Here is a 23861-nt window from a genome sequence, read left to right as displayed (position 1 = left end):
GCCCCGCATCCGCGTAAATAGCTCAAAAGAGGCATTACTCCCGTAATGCGCGTACCCTTGCGACCGGGGTAACTTCGGGTTACTCTTAGCCAACTGATCTACATATTTCATCCCCAAGAAGGTCGTTTTATGAGGCGCTTGTCTTCTGCGCTGCTGTGCGCCGCTCTATATTTTTGTGTCTTTCCCAGCACGAAATCTGTCTTTGCCCAGGCATATCTTGGCGCAGGCGGCCCTCGCGTAGCCAACGGAGCCGCTGCTGCCAGAAGCTCCGCTGCGGAGGTGCCGGCTGCCTCCAGGCCATCCCAGCCGACGACGCCGGTGACGACGGAGACGGTCGGCGGCAAGGTGACCTACTACCTACGCAGCACGGTCTCGTTTCGCAATTTTCTTGAAGCAGGTTTTCTGACCGGCATTCCGAATCTTCCCTCCGCTCCGGCCCAGCCACAGCCCGCAGCAGTGCTGGATTACACGAGCGGCAAAGCCTATGAAAACCAGATGAACGCTTACGGCGATGCGATGGATAACTGGCGTCGCGACAGTGAAGATGAGCTGCGGTATCGCGGCCGCCGGTTTGCCGTGGGGCTGGCAACGGCAGAGACGCGCGATCTGTTCAGCAACATGCTCTTCCCCATTGCGCTACGCCAGCAGGGGCGCTACGTGCCTGCGAACCTCGATAGCAGCTTTGACCAGCGCATGGGCCATGCCTTCGCTTCCATCGTGGTGACACCTGGCGACAATGGCCACCTGCAGCCGAATTGGTCAAAATGGCTGGGTACAGTAGGCGCAGCCTATGTGGGACGGGAAATCTATGCCAGCGAGCTGAATGTTCCGCAGCTGGAGCGCAGCCAGTTTGTGGAGCGCTATATCGGCTACAGCCTGGCCGGCGACCTGGCGACCAACGTAGGCCATGAGCTGGTGCGGACGGCCATCCGGCCCGACCTGCAGACCTATGAGTCGAGGGGTCCGGCAACGCAGGACTCTTACTATCCGCTCTCGATTGGCGGCAAGTTCTTCTACTGGGTGCACAGCACCTACGCAATGCGCAATTTCGTTCAGGGCGCGCTGATCGCGGGAATTCCCACGGTTGACAGCCAGCCAGAGTACCCGGCCACGCCCGTCATCACGACCGAGCAGCAGGAGCTCGCCTTCGATGCCGTGCTGGCTAAGTATGGCCAGCAGGTGCAGGGCTGGCGCGACTCGCTCGAAGACAATGTCCGCTACCACGAGCGGCGACTGATTGGCGGATTCGGAGAATCGGAGACGCAGGAGTTTCTGTCCAACTTCCTGGTGCCTGCGACAACCAGAATGGATCCGCGCTACATCCCTCTGGGCGCGGGGCACAGCTTCGGATCGCGCGTGGGCAATGCGTTTTCCGGCCTGGTGGTCGGCCACATGGATTCGGGCCGCAGGATGGTGAACCTGCCGGTGCTGGTTGGGACGGTCGGCGCTGCCTTTATCGCGCGGGAAGCCTACTATCCCAAGCTTGGCGTGGACTCGCTGGAGAGCAACCGCGTCCTGGGCAAAACCATCGGCTTCAACCTAGCTGCCGATTCCATTTTCAATCTCTTCAACGAATTTCATACCCGCAGAAGCTTCTAGGCTTCTGCGGTTGCACTCCTCCGAGTAGCCTCCTCCCAAATCTTCTTTGCGCTACACCTCTTCTGCGCACTAAAACTCAGAACACATAGCTCCATCGCTTTTTGACCCTGCCCAGCCGTCCCCAGCTACGTTCATATTCCTTTCATCACTCGCTGGTTAGAGTAAGCGAGGGTTACAGGGCTAACTATGTCTTGTCCTCGCAGCCGTAGTCTTCAGCCGTACTTGCAATGCAACTATCTGTTGATTCAGACCACGAAGGAATCTATTGAATATGCGACGCAAAGCGCTTCTTTTCTTTTGTTTTATTTTCGCCGGTGCATTCCTGTTTCATCATCCCGTATTCGCCCAACAGACCTTAGGCACGATCAATGGAACGGTCAGCGACAACGAAGGCGCGGTCATCAGCGGCGCAACCGTGACGATCGTGAACAACGGCACCTCGCTCACCCGTTCCGTCAAGACAGACAACAACGGATCGTATGCATTTCAAAACCTGCCGATCGGCACCTATCTGGTCACGGTGGAGCGGTCCGGTTTTGATAAGGCGAACTATCCGACCATTCGCGTGCAGGAGGGCCGCACGGCGACGTTGAATGTTCAGTTGAAGCCCGGCCATGTCTCCGAATCAGTCACAGTGCAGGGCTCGCCGCTGCTGAACGCTGTTGATACGACCAACGGCTATGTGCTGGACAATGCACAGGTGCAGCAGGTGCCACTTGCGACGGGCAGCTTTACGCAGCTGGCGATCCTGGCTCCGGGCGCGAATGCGCAGTTCATCAACGGCACAGGCACCAATGAGGGCCTCGGCAACCAGTCGCTGTGGGTGAACGGGCAGCGCGCGACCGACAACACCTTCACGGTGAACGGAATCGACGTAAGCAATCTCTTCAACGGCAATAGCAACAGCCAGCAGCCGTCGGGCCGCGTTGTGCCGAACACCGGTGAAAACTTCGTCAACGGCGGCACGATCCAGACCAACACCTCCATCTATGACGCCATCGGCAATGCCATGCCGACACCTAATCCGGAGACGGTGCAGGAACTCAACGTCAACACCTCAATGTATGACGCCCAGCAGGGTCAGACCAGCGGCGCGCAGATCGAGATGAGCACCATGACGGGCTCAAACAGATATCACGGGCAGGCGTTTCTCAATCGCGGCACGGACTGGATCAACTCTGCGCCCTTCTTCTACAAGCAGCAGAGCGCGCAGTACGGCGGGCCTATCCCTGAGAATGAAGTTGTTCCGCAGTTGCACCGCTTCAATGCCGGCGCAACCCTGGGCGGCCCTATTGTCAAGGACAAGCTCTTTCTCTTCCTCTCGTATAACGCGATCCGTGTGACGGATCAGTTTAACGGCACCTCGCAGCTCTTTCTGCCGCCGGCGTTGACCGACGACCGCAGCGTCGCGGGCCTGACGGCTGCCGTGAAGTCCAGTCAGAAATCCAGCGCCGCGCCTTTCACCGGGAACTTCGATCCGGCAGCGCTTGCGCTTCTCCAGGTGAAGCTTGCCAGTGGACAGTACCTGATTCCTTCGGTAGGGCCAAATGCAGCAGCGCTGCTGCAGGCAAACTCACCGGATGCGGTGCTGATCGGAAAGCCCAATTTCACCGCCGATGAAGCCGTATCGAACCTGGACTACAACGCCAGCAAGGCCGACGTGCTCTCCCTCAAGTACTACTACCAGCACGATCCTGCGCAGAACCCTTACACCGACAGCCAGGTTTCCGGCTTTAATCAGCATCTGGATGCAGGCAGCCAGGTCGCCGCGATCAGCAACTCCTATACTCCGAGTTCGCACTTCAGCTGGCAGCAGGTCTTCGGCTTCGCGCGGGAAAAAGCCTACTCGACCAACGATCAGCCATTTGGTCCGCAGGCTGTCGGCATCAATCTCTTCGGCTTCAATACCTTCCCGGGTATTACGCTGCGCAGCACCAATCCTTATCAGGGCAGCGGGTTGAAGATTGGACCAACCAGCGACTTCTTCCGCGACGGATTTTTCCAGAACCGGTGGGCGCCTTCTACTAACGCCATCTCGACCTTCGGCAAGCACACGCTATCCTATGGCGCGACCTATTCCTATACTCAGCTGAACATCATCAACCGCCGCCAGAATACGGGCAATATCACCTTCGATAGTTTTGCCAACCTTGCGGAAGGCATTGTGAATACCAGCCGTTCTACTTTTCTGCAGGGCGCATCCAACCGCTACTATCGCTCGAACTATATCGGCGCCTTTACCCAGGATAAGTACCAGGCGACTCCGAATCTTAGTCTTACCGCAGGCATTCGCTACGACTACGACGGCCCGCTTACTGAGAAGTACGGCAACTTCTTCAACTTCGATCCGAGCCTCTATAACTACGACGCAACTAACGACAAGATTGTGAATGATGGCTTTATCGTGGCGGGCAACAACAAGCTGTACCATACGCCCGGCGTGAGCGCGTCTACACTCACGGAGCGTCAGTGGGGCATTGCGCCGCGCATCGGGGCTGCGTGGAGCCCAGGCTGGAACAACGGCAAGGTAGTCTTCCGCAGCGGCTTCGGCTTCTACTACAACCGCGGCGAATACTTCACCTATCTCTCGCCAGGCGCGGGCAGCGGCGTCAGTGGCCCCTTTGGCGTTACACAGGAACCACCCTTTGTCGTTCCCTTCCCTTCGCCGAAGGGCTCCACGCTCTCGAATCCTTTTGGGACGGTACTGCCTCCTCCGCCCACCGGGAACCCGCAGGACTTCTATAACTATCTGCCGAACAAGGCAGGATTGCTCAATGGCGCCGCCACTTATCCCTTCGGCTCCTATGACATTCACAATAAGCTGCCCTACACCATGAACTACACGCTCGACATGCAGTGGCAGCCCCGCAATGACCTATCGATTGACATAGGTTATGTGGGCAACCGTGGCCGTCATGGCGTCATTCCGATTCCGTTCAATCAACCTGGAGTGGCAACGCCGAATCATCCTATCAACGGCGAAACCTATTCTTACGGCTATCAAACGACCGACCTTGCCGGGAATCCGCTTACTACGGAGCCGGACTCAACTTATGACGGCGGCAACACTGACTTTCGTGTTCCTTACATCGGCTACAGCATCAACTCCGTGACCTATAAAGCGGCAGGCGTATCGGCCTACGATGCGCTGCAGGTGCACGTCGACAAGCGCATGGAGCATGGCCTGCAGTTTGGCTTCTCCTATACCTACTCGCACTCGCTGGATGAACAGAGTGGACTTGGGCTCTTCTACAACGGCAGTAATCCGCTAGACCTCAGAAGCGGTTATGGTTCATCGGATTTCGACCTGACCCATAACATCACGTTCAGCTATCTCTACCAGGTTCCAAACCTGACAAAGAACAAGTGGCTGGGCAAGGCAGTCAACGGCTGGGGACTTGAAGGCATCGCGGTGCTGCAGAGCGGCCAGCCCTATAGCGTTGAAGACTACTCAGGCGCGATTGCCGGTCAGTACTACAGCACCAACGACGGCATCACGAATCCTATTGTTCCGCTCGCGCCCGGCTACAGCCCGCATCGTGCGCTTACCGGCCACGTCGGCGCCTTCCGCGATGGCAGCGGGAATGCTATCCCGGCGCTGAACCCCTCTGCATTCGTCATTCCCTTCCTCAACCCGGGAGAAAAGGGCGTGCCTGCGTGCGGTGTTTCAACGGCAGGCAATCCGGTGTGCGACGTGTATGAGACAACCTTCGCAGGCAATGGCCAGCGCAATATCTTCCGCGAGGACTTCCAGAAGCGGGCGGATATTTCGCTGGTGAAGAATATGGCCATCACGGAGCGCATCTCGCTCAAGTACACCTTCGATGTATTCAACGTGACGAACACGCCGAGCTTCGATATACCAAGCAACTCGACCTCGGCGAACAACAACTTCAACAATGTGCCGGCGTATGATCCGACGCTCTCCGCAACAGCGAATCGTCAGAGCATCTACTCAATGAACAACGACAACACCCTGAACAACACGCTCGGCCTCGGTGTCGTGCAGGATACGATCGGCAGCCCCAGGCTGATCTCCATGTCGTTGCATGTGCTGTTCTAGCAGCAGCTATAACCATGAGAAGGCCAGCCCTCCACAGGGGCTGGCCTTTTCTCTTAGGCTTCGTCCAACACAGAGATGCTTAGAATGGTTGAAGATGAGACGCTGCAACCCTGAGTGCTCTGCTACATCTTAAGAGAGCAGCAGCATCAGGCTGGATGAAGGAGCCAAAGATAGATGAGTGATGGATCGCAGTCAGACGCGTTGGTATTTTTTGGGGCTACCGGCGATCTCGCCTACAAACAGATTTTTCCCGCACTGCAGAGACTGGCAAAACGCGGCAAGCTGCCCGACAAGGTAATCGGAGTCGCCAAGGCGGGATGGACGCTCGATCAGCTGAAGGCCCGCGCGAAAGACAGCGTGGAACGGCACGGCGGCATCGATGCTGAAGGATTGAATATTCTGCTCAGCAAGCTGCGCTACGTCGATGGAGATTACAGCGATCAGGCAACGTTCCAGAATGTTCGGCAGGAGCTGGGTGAATGCAAGCATCCGCTCCACTATCTCGCGATTCCGCCTTCGCTGTTTGTGCGGGTGATCGAGCAGCTCAAGGCGTCGGGCTCCGCTGAGGGCGGACGCGTGGTGATCGAGAAGCCGTTCGGACATGACCTGGCCTCGGCGCGCAAATTGAATGACGATATTCACCGCTCCTTTGATGAGAAGTGCATCTTTCGTATCGATCATTACCTGGGCAAGAATGCGGTTCAGAACCTGATCTTCTTTCGCTTTGCCAATTCCTTCCTGGAGCCTATCTGGAATCGGCAGTACGTCGAGAGCGTGCAGATCACGATGGCCGAGCAGTTCGGCATTCAGGGCCGCGGCGCATTTTACGATGCGGTCGGCGCGATCCGCGATGTGGTGCAGAACCACCTGATGCAGCTGTTGAGCAACATTGCTATGGAGCCGCCACCGTGCCCGGATACAGAGGCGCTGCGCGATGAGCGCGTGAAAGTGCTGAAGAGCGTGCGGCCGATTCGCCCGGAAGATGTCGTGCTCGGACAGTTCAGCGGCTACCACGATGAACCCGGCGTGAAGCCCGGATCGAAGGTTGAGACTTTCGCTGCACTGAGGGTGAGCATCAACTCCTGGAGATGGCGCGATGTGCCCTTCTTTATCCGCACCGGCAAGATGCTGCCCAACACGGCAACAGAGGTCGTGGCGCGGCTGCGGCAGACGCCTGCTGTCTTCTCCGAGACGCTTACACCGCAGAACTATGTGCGTTTTCGCCTGAGCCCGAAGCCGGTGATCGCGATTGGCGGCTCGGTGAAACTTGCGGGCGAATCGCTGCAGGGCTGCATGGTGGAGCTTGAGGCAAACCAGGAGTGCGGCACCAGCGACGTGCTGCCGTATGAAGAGCTGCTTGAGGACGCGATGCGCGGAAATCCTGTGTGGTTTGCGCGTGAGGACTATGTTGAGGCTTCGTGGAGTGTGCTCGATCCGCTGCTGCAGGCGATGCCGCAACCTGTGTCTTACCAGCCTGGAACGTGGGGTCCGGACGCTGCCAATCACATGATGGATAACGATGGCAGGTGGTTCGATCCGAAGTAGTCTGGCCCTGAACGTGCGCTAAAAACGAGCGAAAACCCAGCCGAGGGGATAATTGTTATCGCATGATAATAATTATCCCCTCTTTGCTTTTTCTGGTTGCTTTAGCTGCGCGGAATGTCGAAGCCCATGCTCCGCATCAGCTCGAGGGCGTTGGTGGTGTGGGCGACGCCAGGGCTGAGATGGTAGTCGAAATGGAGTTCTCCGTCCATGAGGGTGTCGCCGAAATGGGCGTTCGCGGCGATGCCCTGCCAGCTTTCGGCGATGCGGGTGAGCGCGAGGTCGTGAGTGGTGACGAGCCCGATGGCGGAGTGGGCGAGCAGAGTGCGGAGCACGGCCTCGGTGCCGAGCCTGCGGTCGTGCGAGTTGGTGCCGGAGAGTAGTTCGTCGAGCAGGAAGAGGACAGGGACCGATCCGCGGCTCAGCTCTTCGACCTGCTTGAGGCGCTTGATCTCCGCATAGAAGCGGGAGAGGCCGCCCTGCAGCGAGTCGAGGATGCAGATGGAGGCGGCGACCTGCAGCCGTGACATCGTAAGGCTGCGAGCGGGTACGGGCGCACCGGCCTGCGCGAGAACGGCATTGAGCCCGGCGGCGCGCACGAAGGTGCTCTTGCCTGCCATGTTCGGGCCGCTGATGATGACGAGCTGCGGCGGGGCGGACAGCTTGAGATCATTGGGGACCGCTTTTGCAGGCGGCAGCAGCGGGTGGCAGAGCGCTTCGGCTGTGAAGACGGGACCGTCCTCTGCAAACTGCGGCCAGCTGTTCTGCGGATGCTCATAGGCATAGCCGGCGAGCGATGAAAGTGCTTCGATTTCACCGAGGCGCGTGATCCATTCGCTGACGCTGCGGCCATGCCGGTCACGCCATGACTCGAGGGCAGCGACGCAGAGCGGGGTGAAGAAGACGAAGCCGTCGAAGGTGCGGACGAAGAGATTGTGGCGGGAGGCGAGCCAGTCGGCGCGGCTGCCGAGCCGGCGGAAGGCTGCTGCCGCGGGCGGCGTGATGGCGAAGCGGCTGGAGGGGAGATGTCCGGCTTCAATAACTTTGAAGACGGCGGCGATGAGGCTCACCTCCTGCGTAGCGCTCTCGGCGGCCTCCGCGGCCGCCACCACGCGGGCGCGGGTGAAGTAGCTGATGGCGAAGTTGACGAGGCTGAGCAGAAGCGCGGCGCGGCCCCATCCCCACAGGAGCCAGCCTGTGACAACGAAGAGCCACGCGGCAGCAAGGACACCCTCAAGGATCTGAAGGACGCGAGGAACAGCACGTTCGCTGAGGCTGCTCCAGGCGAGGAGAGATTCGGGTTTGCTGCCGAGGCGCAGTTCTTCCCCGGCGAGGGCGAGACGCTCGCGGAGGCCGAGAGCGGAGGTCAGCTCGCGGACGGCGGACTGGCGCTCGAGCGCCTCTGCAGCTGTGGCAGGGGCGAGCAGCCAGGATGCGAGCGTCTCCTCACCGGAGCGAGTGCGGGCGCTCGAAAGGAGTTCGAAGAGGCTGGCCTCGCCGAAGAGGTCGAGATCGCGGGCGTAAGGGTGCGCCGGATCGAGAAAGCGTTCGCCGCGGTTGCCCTGGCCCCGCCAGCGATCTTCAAGGCGGTCGATTCCCTGCTGATAAAAAGCCTGACTGCGAGTGCAACAGCGAAGCCGCCTGAGGACGCGCTCATGGATGACGAAGAGCAGGACGAAGACGGCAAGCGGGTAGAAGACGGCGAGGATGTGCGGCGAGTGAATCTTCGCCAGCCAGAGGCCGCCGACGAGGGACAGCAGCCCGACAGCGACCTTCGCGGCCATGAGGAACGTGTCCTGGCGGCGGAGGGTGGCGAGCGAACGATCGAGAAGGCTGAGGCGGCGCTGGTACTCTTCGCGCGGGCCGGTGGGGCTCGATGATGGTTGCCCGGAACCGCTCATTGAGGGAGCTTTCGAAGGCGAGTGACGACGGCCGAGATCTTAGCTGATCGAATCATAGACGGTTGTTGCCCGAGCCTCCGGTATTCCGAGCCTCTTAGAACTCAAGGATACCGTGTGCGTCTGCCGGGACGGCAGGCGAGCGCTGCGCTGTTTCGCCAGCGTAATTCTGACCTGCTATTTTTCTTGAGAACGTTTTCGTCGCAAAGGGGAATCGAGTGAGCCGAGCTGTGCGGGTGATGTCGTGGCTGCTGTTTGTGTTGTCGAATTACCTGATCGTAGCGGCAGCGGTATCGCCATGGTTAAAGCTTCCCAGCCTTGGCAATATCGGATTCACTCTGGTGTACGTGCTCTTTGCGCTCTTCCACTGCGTGGCAATGGCAGGCGTGCGGCGCACTGCGCTCTTCTTTTCTATCTCGGCCGCCGTCTCCTACCTGATGGAGGAGGTTGGCGTGCGAACAGGATTCATCTACGGCGCGTACCACTACAGCGATCTGCTCGGACCCAAACTCGGCCACGTACCGCTGCTGATTCCGCTGGCGTGGTTCATGATGATCTACCCCTCGTGGATGGTGGCAAGGGTGCTGGTCAAGGGCGTCGATCCGCGCACGGTGAGGGGCTTTACGGCGGAGGCGATGGTGGCGGCGTGGGTGATGACGGCGTGGGATTTGGTGATGGATCCGGGCATGTCAGCGGCCGGGAACTGGATTTGGGAGCATGGGGGCGCGTACTTCGGAGTGCCGCGGCGGAACTATCTTGGCTGGCTACTGACCACGTTTCTTGTCTACTGGATCGCCGGGTGGATGTGGCGGAAGGTGGAACACAAGAGGACGTCGAGCAGGATCTTTGAGGCGCTTCCGGTGTATGCCTATGCGATTTTTGCAGCGCGCTATGCCATGGGCAATCGAATTCCCGCGCTGCAGGTGGTGGCGCTGTTCTGCATGGGAACGCCCGCGCTGGTGGCGCTGATCCGGCTCGGGGCCACGTGGAACGAGCCCGCCGATGCAGGAGCCGCGCTCTGCGAATGAAGCAGGCAGCGGCCCCGGCCAACTACTTGGCTTGGCGGCGCTGCCACTCGGCGTAGGGAATGCGATCCATTTTAAGGAAGGCGTCGCGGGTGCGGACGTACATGCCGAGGCCGTTCATGCGGCCTATGGCGTGGAGCTCCTCCGACTTGATGTAAGGGCCGGTGGGATCGACGAAGCGGTCTTCGACAAACATGGAAACGACGCGCCCGAGGATGATGCGCGAGTTGCCGATCTCAATGGTGGAGTGCTCGCGGCACTCCAGCGCGGCGTGCGCCTGCGCGATGCGCGGAACAGAGACGACGGAAGAGGGCGTGGTGGTGAGACCGGCCATCTCCAGCTCGTTGACTCCGGCGGGAAAGTCAGTGGCGCAGACGTTCATGGCCTCGGCAATATCTTCTGTGACGATATTGACGACGAACTCATGGGTGCGGCGGATATTGCGCGCGGTGTCCTTGGGGACGAAGCTTGCGTCAGGACGGTTGGTGACTCCAAGGGCGACGACGGGCGGATCGGTGCAGAGGTAGTTGAAGGCGCTGAAGGGCGCGGCGTTGAGGGAGCCGTCCGTGTCGGCGCTGGTGACGAGCGCGATGGGACGCGGGGCGACGAGGCCGATGAGGAGGTTGTAGATCTGGCGATGGGCGAGGGTTTCGACTGGAAATTCCATGCTTCACCAGCTTATAGGAGGGACGTGGGTTGCCATCTATACTTACTGGTCAGTATAGTGAGTCCATGGCACCTCCCAGCAGTCCCGATACCCGGGAACAGATTCTGCATTCAGCCGCGGAGCTCTTCTCAAGCCAGAACTATGCGACGGTCAGCGTGGACGTGCTGGCGCGCAAGGCGGGCATTACCAAGATGACGGTCTACCACTACTACAAGTCGAAAGACTCCATCCTGCTGGCATGCCTGAGGGACAGGCTGGCGCAGCGCGAGGCGGTGCTGGATGAGCGGTTCCGGCGAAAGGCGGCCACTCCGGCGGCGCTGCTCGATTTCTTTGCATGGATGGAAGAGTGGGCGGCAAAGAATGGATATCGGGGATGCGCCTTTGTGAAGGCGGTGAATGAGGCAGCGGAGCATCTGCCAGAGGTGCGGACGGTGGCCGGAGAAGCGAAGACGCTGCTGCGGGAACGGATGAAGCGCATGGCCCGGGAGTGCAGGCTGACCCACGGCGAGACGCTGGCCGAGGAGCTGGCGCTGCTGCTCGAAGGCGCGCAGTCACTCTCCTTTGTGGAGCAGAACGGCGCTCCGATCCGCAATGCAAAGAGGGCCGCGAGCAAGCTGATTGCTCAGGCGCAGCAGGGCTCCCGGTGAGCTGCACGGCGAGCTATGCGGGCGGCGGTGCGGTCTCCCCTGCCGTCTCCATGGAGGAGTTCACGGAAGTCTTCTGCCGCCATCGGTCGCAGTTGCGCTGGGTAGCGATGAAGATCCTGAAGAACGTGGACGAGACGGATGACGCGCTGCAGGATGCGGCTCTGGCGGCGGTGAAGAACATCGAGCACTTCGAAGGGCGGTCGAAGCTGCTGACGTGGCTGACGCAGATTGTGCGGAATGAAGCGCTGATGCGGATAAGGAGGCATCAGCGGGTGCAGTTGAACGCCTATGAGGAAGCAGACGGCGAGGAGGGCCATGGGTGGCAGCCCCACCTGGCGGACACGCGGCCCAATCCTGAGGAGATGTATGGCAGGCGGGAGGCGTTTGAACTGGTGGAGCGGCGGCTGTCGCTGATTCCGGCAGAGATGCGGCGGGCGATCTGCCTGCACCACCTGGAAGGGCGAACGATGGCAGAGGTGTCCGCGGAGCTGAATACGAGCCTCGCCACGGTGAAGAACCTGCTGCATCGCGGGAGGGCGCAACTGCAGGAGCCTGCGCAGGGACTCGGCGGCAGCTCGCGAGGCACGGGCAAGCTGCCGCTGTCGGCTTAACCCTTATGCGATGGCGAGGGAGCGGGAGCGGATTTCTTCCTTGCGCACGGTGAGCTTTTCAATGAGGTCGGTACGCACCTCAAAGCCCCGGCCGGGGGTGTTGGGGACGGTGATTTCGCCGAGCGGGGAGACCTCGACCTCAGGCTCGATGATGTCCTCTTTCCAGTAGCGGCGAGAGGCGGAGACATCGCCGGGCAGGGTGAAGTTCTCAAGCGAGGAAAGAGCGATGTTATGGGAGCGGCCGATGCCAGTCTCAAGCATGCCACCGCACCAGACGGGGATGCCGCGCTCATGGGCGGCGTTGTGAACGGCGATGGCCTCACTGAAGCCGCCGACGCGGCCGTTTTTGATATTGATGATGCGGCAGGACTCCATCTCAATGGCGGCGAGGGCGTCGCGGCGGTTGCGGATGGACTCATCGAGACAGATGGAGGTCTCGAGCTGCTTCTGCAGCATGCTGTGGTAGTAGAAATCGTCGGCCCAGAGGGGCTGCTCGATCATGAGCAGGTTGAACTGGTCGAAGGTGACGAGGTGGTCGGCGTCGCGAAGGCGGTAGGCGGAGTTGGCGTCGCAGCTGAGCAGGATGTCAGGCCAGCGGTTGCGAACAGCCTCAAGGACCTTGACGTCCCAGCCGGGTTTGCACTTGAGCTTGATGCGCTGGTAGCCGGCGGCGAGCTCGGTTTCAATCTCGGCGAGCAGCTGCTCAAGAGTGGGCTGGATGCCGATGGAGACGCCGCAAGGGATGACTTCACGGGAGCCGCCAATGAGGTCGGCCAGCGGAACGCGGCGCATCTGCGCCTCGGCGTCCCAGACTGCGTTCTCAAGGGCTGCCTTGGCCATGCGGTTGCCGCGGACTAGGCGGAAGATCTCAGAACATTTGCCGCCGTGCTCGGGGTCTGCACTGGCGAGCGCCGGGGCCAGCTCATGGAGCATGATGGGCCAGGCGGTGTCGATGCACTCCTCACTGAAGTAGGGGTGCTCGCCGGCGACACACTCCCCCCAGCCGGTGAAGCCCTCGGTCCTGATCTCAACGAGGAGGATGCGGCGCGCGGTGGTGGTGCCGAAGCTTGTCTGAAACGGCTTCACCAGGGGCATCTGGATTTCGCGGAGATAGATGGCGTCGATCTTCATTGGCTCTCCTTCCAAGAGGGCTGCCAGCTTGCAAGCTCAAAAATACCATTTCCGCGGCTGTCGGTCTTGAATCCGACGACGGCGAGGCCGCGAGCGAAGGCCGCCTGAAAGCGGCTGCGGCAGTCGAGCTGGGCGTCCGCTGCCTGGGCGAAGGTGGCCTCAGCGGTCTTCCACTGGGCGATTTCTGCCGGGATAAGGATGGTTTGCTCGATGTTGTAGATGGGCCGCGCGCCGCCCGAGAGGATCGCGTTGACGCGGCTGGAGCGCATCCACCACTCGGCGTGGAGGCGGTCAGTAGGCAAACCGGCCTGCAGGCGTGAGGATGAGACTCCATAGTGATCGGGAGTATAGCGGCGGACGATGGCGCCGAGCTTCTCTATATTGAGGAAAGAATTTTTGATTTCGAGGGGATCAAAGGTCCATTCCATCTGCTGGAGGTGACGGGCGAGGGCGTCTTCACGCTGGGCGAGCTTGAGCTGACGGCCGATGCCCTGGTTGCGGTAGCGGGGATCGACGGCCAGCATGTGGGAGTGGAGATAGCAGCCGGGGGGATTGCCGGGAACCACGCCGGGGAGCGCCATGGCGAAGCCGATGAGGGTGGCCTGATCGAAGGCTCCGATGACCTGGCCGCCGATTTTACGGGCGACGACGAGGGCGCGGCGGGGGATGACGTCGGCGTCTTCAAAACCCCAGACCTGGGACTGGAGGGCGACGCAGGCGTCGAGCTCCTCGAATGTGCGGCAAGGGCGAATCACGATACTCATATGTGTCTAGCTGTCCTGGCGGGCTTCCTGCTGTTTGGAGTGGGCCCAGAGGGCCTCGAGCTCCTGCGGGGTGTTTTGTTCGAGGGGTTTGGCGGCTGCCTGCTCCATGGCCTGAAAGCGGCTACGGAACTTGGCGTTTGTGCGACGGAGGGCCATTTCGGGATCGATCTTCAAGTGACGGGCGAGGTTGACGGCCGTAAACAGAAGATCTCCAAGCTCTTCTTCAATGGAGTGCTCGCTTACCGGGGAGGCCATTTCGGCTGCCAGTTCGCGGGTTTCTTCTTCGATCTTGGTGAGGAGGTCAGTGGCCTGCGGCCAGTCGAAGCCTGCCTCGGCAGCTTTGGAGCCGAGCTTGCGCGCCTCAAGGAGTGCGGGAAAGCTGCGGGGGATGGCATCGAGGCGTGAGGTGAATGCAGGGCCGGAGTTGTCGGAGCGGGTTTCCTTTTCGAGGCGCTTGATCTCTTTCCAGTTACGAAGGACCTGTGCGGATCCGATGTTTTCCGTCTCAAGGGCAGCGGCGGCATTGCCTGCCTCGGCTGCAGCCTGGTCGCCGAAGACGTGGGGGTGGCGGCGAATGAGTTTGCGGTTGAGGCCGGAGATAACGTCGGCAATGGAGAAGTGGCCATCTTCCTCGGCGATCTGCGAGTAGAAGAGCACCTGCAGCAGGAGGTCGCCCAGCTCCTCGGCGAGGTCGGGCCAGTGGCGGCGATCGATGGCGTCGAAGACCTCGTAGGTCTCTTCAAGGGGGTAGGGGCGGATGGAGTCGTAGCTCTGTTCGCGGTCCCAGGGGCAGCCGCCGGGGGCGCGCAGACGAGCCATGATGGCGACGGCCTGGCCAAAGAGCGCGTCGGCAGCCTGTGGTGCTTCCTTGCGAGAAGACATAACTGCTTACTACTTTATCTTTTCGCCTGCGCGCGATGTATCTTTTTCGACAAGCCATGCAGAATGAAAGCTTGAACACTGTGCTGACCATCTTTGCTGGGCTCTTCGGGCTGGCCTTCGGCAGCTTCCTGAACGTGTGCATTGCGCGGCTGCCGCTGCACGAGTCGATTGTGAGGCCGCGCTCACGGTGCCCACAGTGCCGGGCGCAACTGAGTGACCGCGACAACCTGCCGGTGGTGAGCTGGCTGCTGCTGCGCGGGCGGTGCCGAAGCTGCGGCAAGCGGATTGCGGTGCGGTATCCGGCGGTGGAGCTGGCGAGTGCGGCTATCTTCGCGGGATTTGTGGCCTACGGCGGGCTGACGGCAGCGACGGTGGGCGGCATCGTCTTCTGCTGGATGCTGCTGGGGCTGGCGGTGATGGATGGCGAGACGATGGTGCTGCCGGATGCGTTTACGCTGCCGGGGATAGCGCTGGGAGTGGTCTTCGCGGCGATCGCCGGGGGATGGCGCGGTGGGTTGCGCTCGGTGCTGGCCGCGGTTGGAGCAGTGGCGGTGCTGCTGGGGATCAGGGCCATCTACTGGGCGCTGCGGCGGCGCGAAGGGCTGGGGCTGGGCGATGCAAAGCTGATGGCGATGATTGCGGCCTGGCTGGGCGCTCAACTGGGGCTGCTGGCACTGTTTATGGGCGTGGTGAGCGCTGCGATGTATGCGTTGGGTTGGCTGGCCGTGGCGAGACCAAAGGGTGCAGGACAGCTGAAGCTGCCACTGGGGGTGTTTCTATGCGCCGGGGCCGCTTACGCCTACTTCTTTGGCGGCGAGACGGTGGCGTGGTACCTAGGGCTTTTTCATCTGGGTTAGCAGGGCGCGTTAGGCAAATTGTGGATTGTGAACGGCGGTGCGGACGCGGTTGACCTTCTTGAGCAGGTCGGCTGCCCTGCGGTCACGTTGGCTGGGCCTGCGCCCCATGAACATAGATGATCTGCATTCCTCCGGGCCACTCGACCACACGTGAAAAAAGGCATTGCCGTGATTGCAGAAAGGCATCGCCACCGACTTTATGCTCACCTGACGATGCTCGCGCTCGACGGATCGGACCGCTCACCGTTGATGAACCGGGATGTTCGAAGACGCTTGAGTCCCAGGTGGCTGAGTGTGAGAACGACTGTGCCGAGGAAAACCGATAGAGGGTACCGGTAATCGGGGGACTGGATGACGAACGGGAGTATGCCTATGGCGAGTGCAGGTGGCATGTGCAGCTCGAAAAGACGAAGGACGCCAACGGAACACAGCACGGTGATCATAACCGCGACAGAACGGGGATGGAGCAGGTGTTCAGCGATGAGACCCGTGGCTGCCGTGATAAGGCAGACGAATGGCAGCAGCGCGGGCCGTTTCATCCAGCCTGGAACTTCCGGGTGCCCGAAAAGCTCGTAACCCATGACGATGAGAGGCGGGAAAAGAAGGAACCGCATGCCGGTGAACTGAGCTGCGCCACCAACGACAAGGACGAGGCCTATGAGCGCAACCAGCCAGAAACGGTTTTGAGGCGCCGCTTCGAGCGTGTCGAGCACCTGGGCGGTGCGGGCATTGCTGACAGAATCCCGGATCGGGAAGTGCAGATATCGCTTCCGCAACATCAGGATCAAAGCCAACAAACTCAGATCCGCCAAGATGGCAACGGGATAGAGCCAGCTATGTTCGTTCAGCAGCAAAGGAAGGACACCCGCTGAAATAGCAGGCGACATGCTGGATTTCAATAGTTTTATGACGGCGAGGCTGACGATGACAATGAGGAGAATGCTCAGCACACCATAGTGCAGGTGACGGGTGCAGAACAACCCGAAAGCCGCAGTGAGCGTGGGCGCGAGGACAAGTTGTGCAGGTTGACGGGCCCATTCGCCGCCGGGGCGGAGCAGAACGTCGTGGGACAACGCAGCGAGTTCCGGGAAGAGTACGACAGCCATGCCAGTCATGTGCGCGGCAAGGGCAATCAATCCCATAAAAACAACTACAGCAAGCTCCAGGCTCAGCCGTGAGCCTGCCCTCTTCACAGAATCCGTGTGTCTCATCTATCGAAAGAATAGTGCAAGAGCCAGACGTGAACCCTCGGAGCCTGATGCATGGCGGGGGCGCGGCTGCCGGGGTAGGTTAGCTGGGCTAGTGCGGGGCTAGCGCGCGGAGTGGCTACTTCCCTTTCTGCAGCTTCTGCAGAGCTTTTTTAGCGTCTTTAGCTTTGGGGCCTTTGGGCAGGGCGGCGAGATAGAGCTGATAGTTCTGTTCGGCCTCCTGCGTTTTGCCGAGATTGCGCGCAGCCTCAGCGAGCTGGAAGACAGCCTCAGCGTTGCCGGGATCGAGGACGGTCGCGTCTTTGAAGCGGTTATAGGCGCCCTGATCGTTGCCTGCGTTCAGGTAGAAGGTGCCGACGCGAACATCTTCGGCGGCGATCCTGGGGTCGTGGACGCCGGGCGGAATGTGATAGCCGGAGGCGCCGGAAGCGCTGTTGCCGAGGAGGTCGAGCTGGTTGAGGCCGTTGCGGCTGGAGCTGAAGTTGCCCGAGGGCTGCGCTGCCGGCTTGTTGGCCTGCTGGGCGGCCTTCTGCGACTGCTCCTCCGGGAAGGGATTGTCTTTCGCCGTGGAGCCGCTGGGCGCGGCGGGCTGCTGCTGTCCGTTGGCTGAGTCGGCGGCCTTCTGCGACTGCTCCTGAGGAAAGGCGTTGTCGGATTTGCTGTCCTGCCGGTCGGCTTTGAGCGGTGGAGGCTTGTCAGGATCGGGCTGCGGACAGGTGGAGGTGGTGTCCCACTTGCCGTTCTTGCCGGGCTTGGCGGAGCCGCTGCAATCAAGCTTCTTGCCCTGAAAGGGCGTGCCGGGAATGGGCTGCGGAGCCGAGGGGTTGTTCTGCTGCTGCTGTTGCGCGGTGAGAGCCGGCGCGGTTCCCAGAAGGAAAGCCAGCAGAAGGAATGATGGCGCGGATCGCAGCATACTCACATTTTAGATGGACGCAGCGGTAGCGCAAAGGGATGCGCTATACTCTGCGAATCTATGGGCTTGATGATCCGTTCCTCCGCCATCCACGCTGCCGGTTGCTATACGACTACGCCGATCCCTGCGGGCTCGCGCGTGGTGGAGTATACGGGGCCGCGCATAACCAAAGACGTGGCCGATGAAAAGTACGAAGACTCGCCGACCACCTATCTCTTCGGACTTGGGGAGGGAGAGACGGTGATCGATGGACACGGGACAGCGATGTTCATCAACCACTCCTGTGACCCGAACTGCGAGACGGACGAGCAGAATGGGCGAGTGTGGATTATGGCGCTGCGGGAGATCGCGGCGCATGAGGAGCTGACCTACGACTACAACCTCTACGACGGCGACGAAGACGAGGCGCGATGCAACTGCGGCGCGGCGAAGTGCCGGAAGAGCATGTATTCGCCACAGGAGCTGAGGCGGCGGAAGCGCGCGGCGAAGAGGGCCGCAGCGCGGTAGCGGCTCTATACCTTTGCAGTGCGGTCTGAGCGTTTGAAGTCGTCGGCGAGGAGGATGGCGTCGGCGATCTCGCGCATGGACTTGCGTCGCTGGCGGCTCTCACGCTGCATCATGCGATAGGCCTCCTCCTCAGAGATGGAGAGGTCGCGCTGCAGGATGCCCTTGGCGCGGTCGAGGGCTTTGCGCGATTCCAACCGGTCGGACAGCTCGACATTTTCACTCTCAAGACGCGCGCGCTCGATCTCTGCGCCGACGAGGAAGCCGACCATGGAGAGCAGGCGAACCTCATGCGCGGAGTGCTGATAGGTGAGGCGATGCTGGAGGTTGATGACGCCGACGACCTTGCTGGCGCAGAGGATGGGCGTGGAAAGCATGGCCTCAAAGTGATCCTCGGGAAGATTGAGGAAGACTTTGAAGCGCGTGTCGTTCGAAGCGTTGGAGGCGATGGCGACGGACTCGCGGTGTTCAGCGACCCAGCCGGCGATTCCCTGCCCGATGGGGATGCCTAGGCGGTCAATGACGTCGGCATGTGGATTTTTTGAGGCGCGGAGGACGAGCTTGTCATTCTCAAGGACGTAGATGAAGCAGGAGTCGCAGGGAATGACGGTGGTGACGAACTCGACGATGCGCTCGAGCACGATGTGGAGCGAGTCAGCGGCGGCGATGCGGCGGCTGATCTCGTGAAGGAAATCAATATGCGCGAGGCCGTCACGGAAGCCGGCCATGGTGGGCGTGGAGAGCGCGACGCGCTGGATGCGGGCGGGCGATGGCGAAGGCTGCGGCAGCGGCGGCAGTTCGACGCGAGGACGGCTGCGCTTCTCTTCAAGAATGCGGCCGGCATACTGCGCGGCTTCATTGACGAGGAAGCCCATCTTGGGGCGCGAGGGCTCGAAGTCGGGAGTGATGCCGTAGTGGTGCAGCTCCTCTGACGTGGTGGGGCCGATGGAGAGAACGACGATGGAGCCGAGAGCTTCGCGGAGGGCCTGCTGGCAGTCCATCTGCTCGGCGATCTGAAAGAGATGGATGACCTGGACGGCGGTCATGAAGAAGATGACATCGATGCCGCCGCTGATGATGGCGAGGATGCACTCGCGCAGCGGCTGCAGATCCTCAGGAAGCGCCCACTGATAAACGGGAACCTTGGTGACCTCTTTGCTCTGCTCGGTGAGGGCGGAGAGGAATTCAGGATTGGAGGCGCCGTACTCCTGCACGGCTACGCGGAACTGGCTGAGCGAGTCGCCGAATTCATTGTTGAGCGACTGCATCATCTCGCGCCAGGTACAGGGCTCGGGCGCTGAGACCCGGACGGGGATGTTGAGCTCGCGGAGCGCGCCGGTTGGTTTGGGGCCGCGGCCTGCAACCCGGACGGCGCGCAGGGCGGCGAGAAACTCCTCGCGCGGATAGCGAGTCTGGGCCACCTCAACCGTGGCGCGAACGCCAACGCCGGTGAGGAAGACGACGAGGTCGAACTCAGAACGCATGAGGCGGTCGGCGAAGTCGAGCGCCTGCTTGTTAGAGGACGCGGGCATCTCGCGCATGGCGGGCACGACGAAGGGCTCTCCGTCATAGGTGCGGATGAGCTTGGCTACTTCCCTGGCGCGACGCGACTCGAGGGAGAGCACGCGCAGACCGTTAAAGCTCGCATGTGCCATAAACCATGTTGGCATGATTCGGCATGTCGCGCATATTGATCGATTTTGTTTATGTGTCGCATAACGTCCGGTTGTAACGGCGCGCAATTTGATTGCAGCGGCAAGGCGGGAGCCTTAGTATCTGGCTAACGGCAGTCAACCGATATGGCTGCCGCTCTCCCTTGGATGAGCACCAGGCACCCTGCTTGTGTACTGGGCATCCAGCTGACTGCATAGACGCTCCGCGAAGAGCTTTTGAACCCACCGCATATTTTGCGGTGAGCGATCGAGCACTCTCGCGGCTGGTTGCAGGTCAACCTCCCGCTTCATTCTGAACAGCATCACCTGAAGAGGTACTCATGCCATTTCCTGCGGAGTTGCATTCGCCATCATTTTCAGAGGAGCAGAAGCGCTATCTCGAAGGCTTCTTTGCCGGGATTGCGCAGCGCGGCGCCACTCCATATGTGGGGCAGACGACGGACGGGCGACTGACGAACGACGCGGCGAGCGCGTTGCCGAACGAAGCTGCCGAGGAGTGCGTGTTCGGCACGCCGGTGTCAGAGCTCTGCAAGGAAGAGCGCTGGAAGCACGAGGAAAATGCGCTGGACATCTGGGACAAGCTGCTGGCACACGCCAACGAGAATCGCGTGCCGGCGAGCGACGATCTGTTCCGCTTCAAATATCACGGGCTGTTCCATGTCGCTCCGGCGCAGGACTCGTTCATGCTGCGGCTGCGTGCTGCGGGCGGGATGCTTACGGCCGAGCAGATGCGCGGGCTGGCGCGGATGGCGGTGGAGTGGGGCTGCGGCAGCGCGGACCTGACGACGCGGGCAAACCTGCAACTGCGGGAGTTCCAACCGCGAGAGATCGTTCGCGTGCTCAACAGGGTGCAGGCGCTGGGGCTGACTTCGCGCGGCTCTGGGGCGGACAACATTCGCAACATTACGGCTTCGCCGATCAGCGGAGTGGACCCGCACGAGCTGATGGATGTGGCTCCGCTGGCGGAGGCGATGCACTTCTACATTCTGAACTCGCGCGACATGTATGGGCTGCCGCGGAAATTCAATATCGCGTTCGACGGAGGCGGCTCCATCGGTGTGGTCGCGGACACGAACGATATCGCCTTTTGCGCGGTGGAGGTGACGGAAGGCCGCGAAGTGCCGGCAGGAATTTATTTTCGCGTGGCGCTGGGCGGGATCACAGGACACGGGCAGTTCGCGAGCGATGCGGGGCTGCTGCTGCGCGCAGACCAGGCGGTCGCTGTGGCGGCGGCGATGGTGCGCGTGTTTGCGGAGAACGGCGATCGCACGGACAGGAAGAAGGCACGGCTGAAGTACCTGCTGGATCGCTGGGGAGTGGAACGATTTCTGGCGGAGACCGAGAAGCGGCTGGCGTTTCCGCTGCTGCGCTTTCCTTTGGCGGAGTGCGAGCCGCGAAGGACGATCGATCGCGGGGCGCACCTCGGCGTGCATGCGCAGAGGCAGGCGGAGAAGAACTACATCGGCGTAGCCGTGCCGGTGGGACGGGTTACGGCAGAACAGATGACCGCGCTGGCAGATGTGGCCGAGCGCTACGGCAGCGGCGAGCTGCGGCTGACGGTGTGGCAAAACGTGATCCTGCCGAATGTCGCCGGGAGCGATACGGAGGTCGCGGTGAAGGCGCTGGCAGACGCAGGGCTGAGCGTGGCGGCGGGAACGGTGACGAGCGGGACGGTGGCATGCACGGGCAACAAGGGCTGCCGCTACTCGGCCTGCGACACGAAGGCGCATGCGGTGGCGCTGGCGACGCGGCTCGACAGCCGCTTCAGAATCGAGCAGCCGGTGAACCTGCATGTAACGGGCTGTCCGCACTCGTGCGCGCAGCACTCGATTGGAGACATCGGGCTGCTGGGGATGAAGATCGGCGGCGCGGAAGGCTACCAGGTGGTGATCGGCGGCGGCAGCGACGATGCGCAGGGGCTGGCGCGGGAACTGATCTCCGCAATCAGGTTTGAGGAGCTGCCGCCGGTGATGGAGCGGCTCTTCGCGGCGTACGTGGAGCGGCGCGTGGAGGGTGAGAGCTTTCTCGCCTTCAGCAGAAGACATGAGATCGATGCGCTGCAGGCGATGTGCGCAGAGAGGGTGAGTGAATGACGATGCAGACGATGATTCCCTTTGTTCCTGAAGACGCGCCGTTTTCAACGGAGCAGCGTGCGTGGCTGAATGGATTTCTGGCGGGAATGTTCTCAAGCGCGCCTGCAAGCGGCACAGAGAAGCGCGAGCCGCTGCGGATCGCGGTGCTCTATGCGTCGCAGTCCGGAACCGCTGAAGGACTGGCGCGGAAGCTGACGAAGGAGCTGAAGAGCAAAGGCCATGCGGCGGCGCTGACCTCACTCGAGGCGTATACGCCGAAGGCGCTGGCAGCGGAGAAATATGCCGTGCTGATTGCGAGCACCTACGGCGAAGGTGAGGCGCCGGATGCGGCGCAACCGTTTTACGAGGAGCTTTGCATTGAGCGCTTCCCTGCCCTGCAGGAGCTGAACTACGCGGTGTTCGGACTGGGCGACAGGCACTATGAGCACTTCTGCAAATTCAGCATCGACCTGGATGGGAAGCTTGCCGCGCTGGGCGCTGTGCGGCTGTGCGAACGTGTGGAGTGCGACCTGGATATCGACGAACCCTTTGCGCAGTGGAAGGAGAAGCTGCTGGGAATCTTCAATGCAATGGCAAAGGTGGAGAGCGCGCCCGCAGCGGAGATTGCCGCGCCGGTGACGGCGGCGACTGAGACACAGGCGGAGACTGTGGCCGCGCATGGAAGGGAGAATCCTTTTTCTGCGCCGGTGATCGAGAAGCGCGTTCTGACTCGAGAGAGTTCAAGCAAGGTGACGCTGCACATGACGCTCTCGATCAGAGACTCGGGGCTGCGATATGAAGCGGGCGATGCGTGCGGAGTCATTCCGCAGAATGATCCGAAGCTGGTGGAAGAGATTCTGCAACGGCTGAAGCTTACCGGCCAGGAAATGGTGGAGGCACCGGGCATGAGCGTTTGCACTGTGGCGGACGCGCTGCTGCATCGGCTGGTGATCACGCGGCTGAGCCGCAAGCTGATCGAACGCTATGCGACGGCGGGAGGATGCACGACATTGCTGGGAATGCTGGCTCCGGAGCAGCAGGCGAAGCTGGAGCAGTACATCTATGAACGCGGGCTGATCGACCTGCTGGTGGAGTGCCCGGGAGTGGTGCGAACGGCGAGCGAGCTGACGGCGATGCTGCCAAAGCTGACGCCCCGGCTCTACTCAATCTCTTCGAGTCCGCTGGCTCACTCGGGCGAGGTGCACACGACAGTCGCGGTGGTGAGATACAGCACGCTGGGCCGCGAGCGCGGCGGGGTGTGTTCAACACTGCTGGCGGACAGGCTGCCGGTGGGTGAGCAGCTGCCGATCTACATTCAGCCGAACAGGAAGTTTCGCCTGCCCGCAGACGCGAGTGCGCCGGTGATCATGATCGGGCCGGGCACGGGCATCGCGCCGTTTCGCGCCTTTCTGCATGAGCGGAGGGCGCTGGGAGCGCGCGGGCGCAACTGGCTCTTCTTTGGAGAGCGCAGCGCGGCGAGCGACTTTCTCTATCGCGAAGAGCTGGAGGCGATGGCCGCGGATGGACACCTGACGCGGCTGGATACGGCGTTTTCGCGCGACCAGGAGCAGAAGGTCTACGTGCAGGACAGGATGCTCGAACAGGGGCCGATGCTGTGGAGCTGGCTCGAAGACGGCGCGAGCGTGTATGTGTGCGGCGATGCTTCGCGAATGGCGAAGGACGTGGACCGCACGCTGCATGCAATTGTTGCGCAGCATGGCGGCATGGAACAGGATGCCGCGCGCGAGTATGTGAATCGCCTGAAGGACGAGCATCGCTATCACCGCGATGTTTATTGAGGCTCA

At 61.3% G+C, this 23861-nt stretch carries 18 protein-coding genes; 10 read left to right on the top strand and 8 right to left on the bottom strand.

The window, feature by feature from the left end:
• Positions 1–129: 129 nt before the first annotated feature.
• From C7378_RS05520 to zwf, 3 genes are all read left to right on the top strand, one after another.
• The gene (locus C7378_RS05520; RefSeq protein ID WP_131993124.1) at positions 130–1599 is read left to right on the top strand and encodes a hypothetical protein; all 1470 of its coding nucleotides are present in this window, start codon (positions 130–132) and stop codon (positions 1597–1599) included.
• A gap of 271 nt (positions 1600–1870) precedes the next feature.
• Positions 1871–5662 carry an outer membrane beta-barrel protein gene (locus C7378_RS05515; RefSeq protein WP_131993121.1) on the top strand — a complete coding sequence of 1264 codons (3792 nt, stop codon included), beginning with the start codon at positions 1871–1873 and terminating at the stop codon, positions 5660–5662.
• 174 nt (positions 5663–5836) lie between these two features.
• On the top strand, positions 5837–7207 hold the full coding sequence (zwf, locus tag C7378_RS05510; protein ID WP_131993118.1) for a glucose-6-phosphate dehydrogenase: 1371 nt from the start codon (positions 5837–5839) through the stop codon (positions 7205–7207).
• Positions 7208–7308: 101 nt separating this feature from the next.
• On the opposite strand, the gene C7378_RS05505 is transcribed toward zwf, so the two are convergent.
• Positions 7309–9105, bottom strand: a complete 1797-nt coding sequence (locus C7378_RS05505; protein WP_131993115.1) for a MutS-related protein — start codon at positions 9103–9105, stop codon at positions 7309–7311.
• A 215-nt stretch (positions 9106–9320) separates the two neighbouring features.
• Between C7378_RS05505 and C7378_RS05500 the strand changes: the two genes are divergently transcribed.
• Positions 9321–10130 (top strand): carotenoid biosynthesis protein, encoded by an 810-nt coding sequence (locus C7378_RS05500; protein ID WP_131993112.1) that lies wholly within the window; start codon positions 9321–9323, stop codon positions 10128–10130.
• A 22-nt stretch (positions 10131–10152) separates the two neighbouring features.
• Here the strand turns inward: C7378_RS05500 and C7378_RS05495 are convergent, their stop codons facing one another.
• Positions 10153–10794, bottom strand: a complete 642-nt coding sequence (locus C7378_RS05495; protein ID WP_131993109.1) for a flavin reductase family protein — start codon at positions 10792–10794, stop codon at positions 10153–10155.
• 65 nt (positions 10795–10859) lie between these two features.
• Between C7378_RS05495 and C7378_RS05490 the strand changes: the two genes are divergently transcribed.
• Together C7378_RS05490 and C7378_RS05485 are read left to right on the top strand one after the other, a co-directional pair.
• Complete coding sequence (locus tag C7378_RS05490; RefSeq protein ID WP_131993106.1) at positions 10860–11441, top strand: TetR/AcrR family transcriptional regulator; 582 nt, start codon at positions 10860–10862, stop codon at positions 11439–11441.
• Positions 11438–12052 carry an RNA polymerase sigma factor gene (locus C7378_RS05485; protein WP_131993103.1) on the top strand — a complete coding sequence of 205 codons (615 nt, stop codon included), beginning with the start codon at positions 11438–11440 and terminating at the stop codon, positions 12050–12052. The genes C7378_RS05490 and C7378_RS05485 overlap by 4 nt, the downstream gene beginning before the upstream one ends.
• Positions 12053–12055: 3 nt before the next feature.
• On the opposite strand, the gene menC is transcribed toward C7378_RS05485, so the two are convergent.
• From menC to mazG, 3 genes are read right to left on the bottom strand one after another with little or no spacing between them, the layout of a single operon-like run.
• A complete protein-coding gene (menC, locus tag C7378_RS05480; protein ID WP_131993100.1) occupies positions 12056–13183 on the bottom strand; it encodes an o-succinylbenzoate synthase in 1128 nt (375 codons plus the stop codon).
• A complete protein-coding gene (locus tag C7378_RS05475; RefSeq protein ID WP_131993097.1) occupies positions 13180–13947 on the bottom strand; it encodes a GNAT family N-acetyltransferase in 768 nt (255 codons plus the stop codon). The genes menC and C7378_RS05475 overlap by 4 nt, the downstream gene beginning before the upstream one ends.
• Positions 13948–13953: 6 nt before the next feature.
• Positions 13954–14829, bottom strand: coding sequence for a nucleoside triphosphate pyrophosphohydrolase (gene mazG / locus C7378_RS05470; RefSeq protein ID WP_131993094.1), 876 nt, complete (start codon positions 14827–14829; stop codon positions 13954–13956).
• Between the two features lie 80 nt (positions 14830–14909).
• Between mazG and C7378_RS05465 the strand changes: the two genes are divergently transcribed.
• Positions 14910–15686, top strand: coding sequence for a prepilin peptidase (locus tag C7378_RS05465; protein WP_243648168.1), 777 nt, complete (start codon positions 14910–14912; stop codon positions 15684–15686).
• Positions 15687–15889: 203 nt separating this feature from the next.
• Here C7378_RS05465 and C7378_RS05460 read toward each other — a convergent pair whose 3' ends face one another.
• Together C7378_RS05460 and C7378_RS05455 are read right to left on the bottom strand one after the other, a co-directional pair.
• Positions 15890–16822, bottom strand: coding sequence for an HPP family protein (locus tag C7378_RS05460; protein ID WP_165876678.1), 933 nt, complete (start codon positions 16820–16822; stop codon positions 15890–15892).
• Positions 16823–17012: 190 nt separating this feature from the next.
• A complete protein-coding gene (locus tag C7378_RS05455) occupies positions 17013–17807 on the bottom strand; it encodes a tetratricopeptide repeat protein (protein WP_131993085.1) in 795 nt (264 codons plus the stop codon).
• A 69-nt stretch (positions 17808–17876) separates the two neighbouring features.
• Between C7378_RS05455 and C7378_RS05450 the strand changes: the two genes are divergently transcribed.
• Entirely contained in the window at positions 17877–18314 is a 438-nt protein-coding gene (locus C7378_RS05450; RefSeq protein WP_243648091.1) for an SET domain-containing protein, read from the top strand.
• 5 nt (positions 18315–18319) lie between these two features.
• Here C7378_RS05450 and C7378_RS05445 read toward each other — a convergent pair whose 3' ends face one another.
• A complete protein-coding gene (locus C7378_RS05445; protein ID WP_243648090.1) occupies positions 18320–19981 on the bottom strand; it encodes a uroporphyrinogen-III synthase in 1662 nt (553 codons plus the stop codon).
• A gap of 323 nt (positions 19982–20304) precedes the next feature.
• Between C7378_RS05445 and C7378_RS05440 the strand changes: the two genes are divergently transcribed.
• Positions 20305–22077 carry a NirA family protein gene (locus C7378_RS05440; protein WP_131993079.1) on the top strand — a complete coding sequence of 591 codons (1773 nt, stop codon included), beginning with the start codon at positions 20305–20307 and terminating at the stop codon, positions 22075–22077.
• A complete protein-coding gene (locus C7378_RS05435) occupies positions 22074–23855 on the top strand; it encodes a sulfite reductase subunit alpha (protein ID WP_243648089.1) in 1782 nt (593 codons plus the stop codon). Before C7378_RS05440 ends, C7378_RS05435 begins: the two co-directional genes overlap by 4 nt.
• The last annotated feature ends 6 nt before the right edge of the window (positions 23856–23861 follow it).

The organism is Acidipila rosea, from assembly GCF_004339725.1.
Classification (GTDB): Bacteria; Acidobacteriota; Terriglobia; order Terriglobales; family Acidobacteriaceae; genus Acidipila; species Acidipila rosea.
Note: the sequence above shows the minus strand (reverse complement) of the source record. Positions and strands in the feature narration are given on the sequence as shown.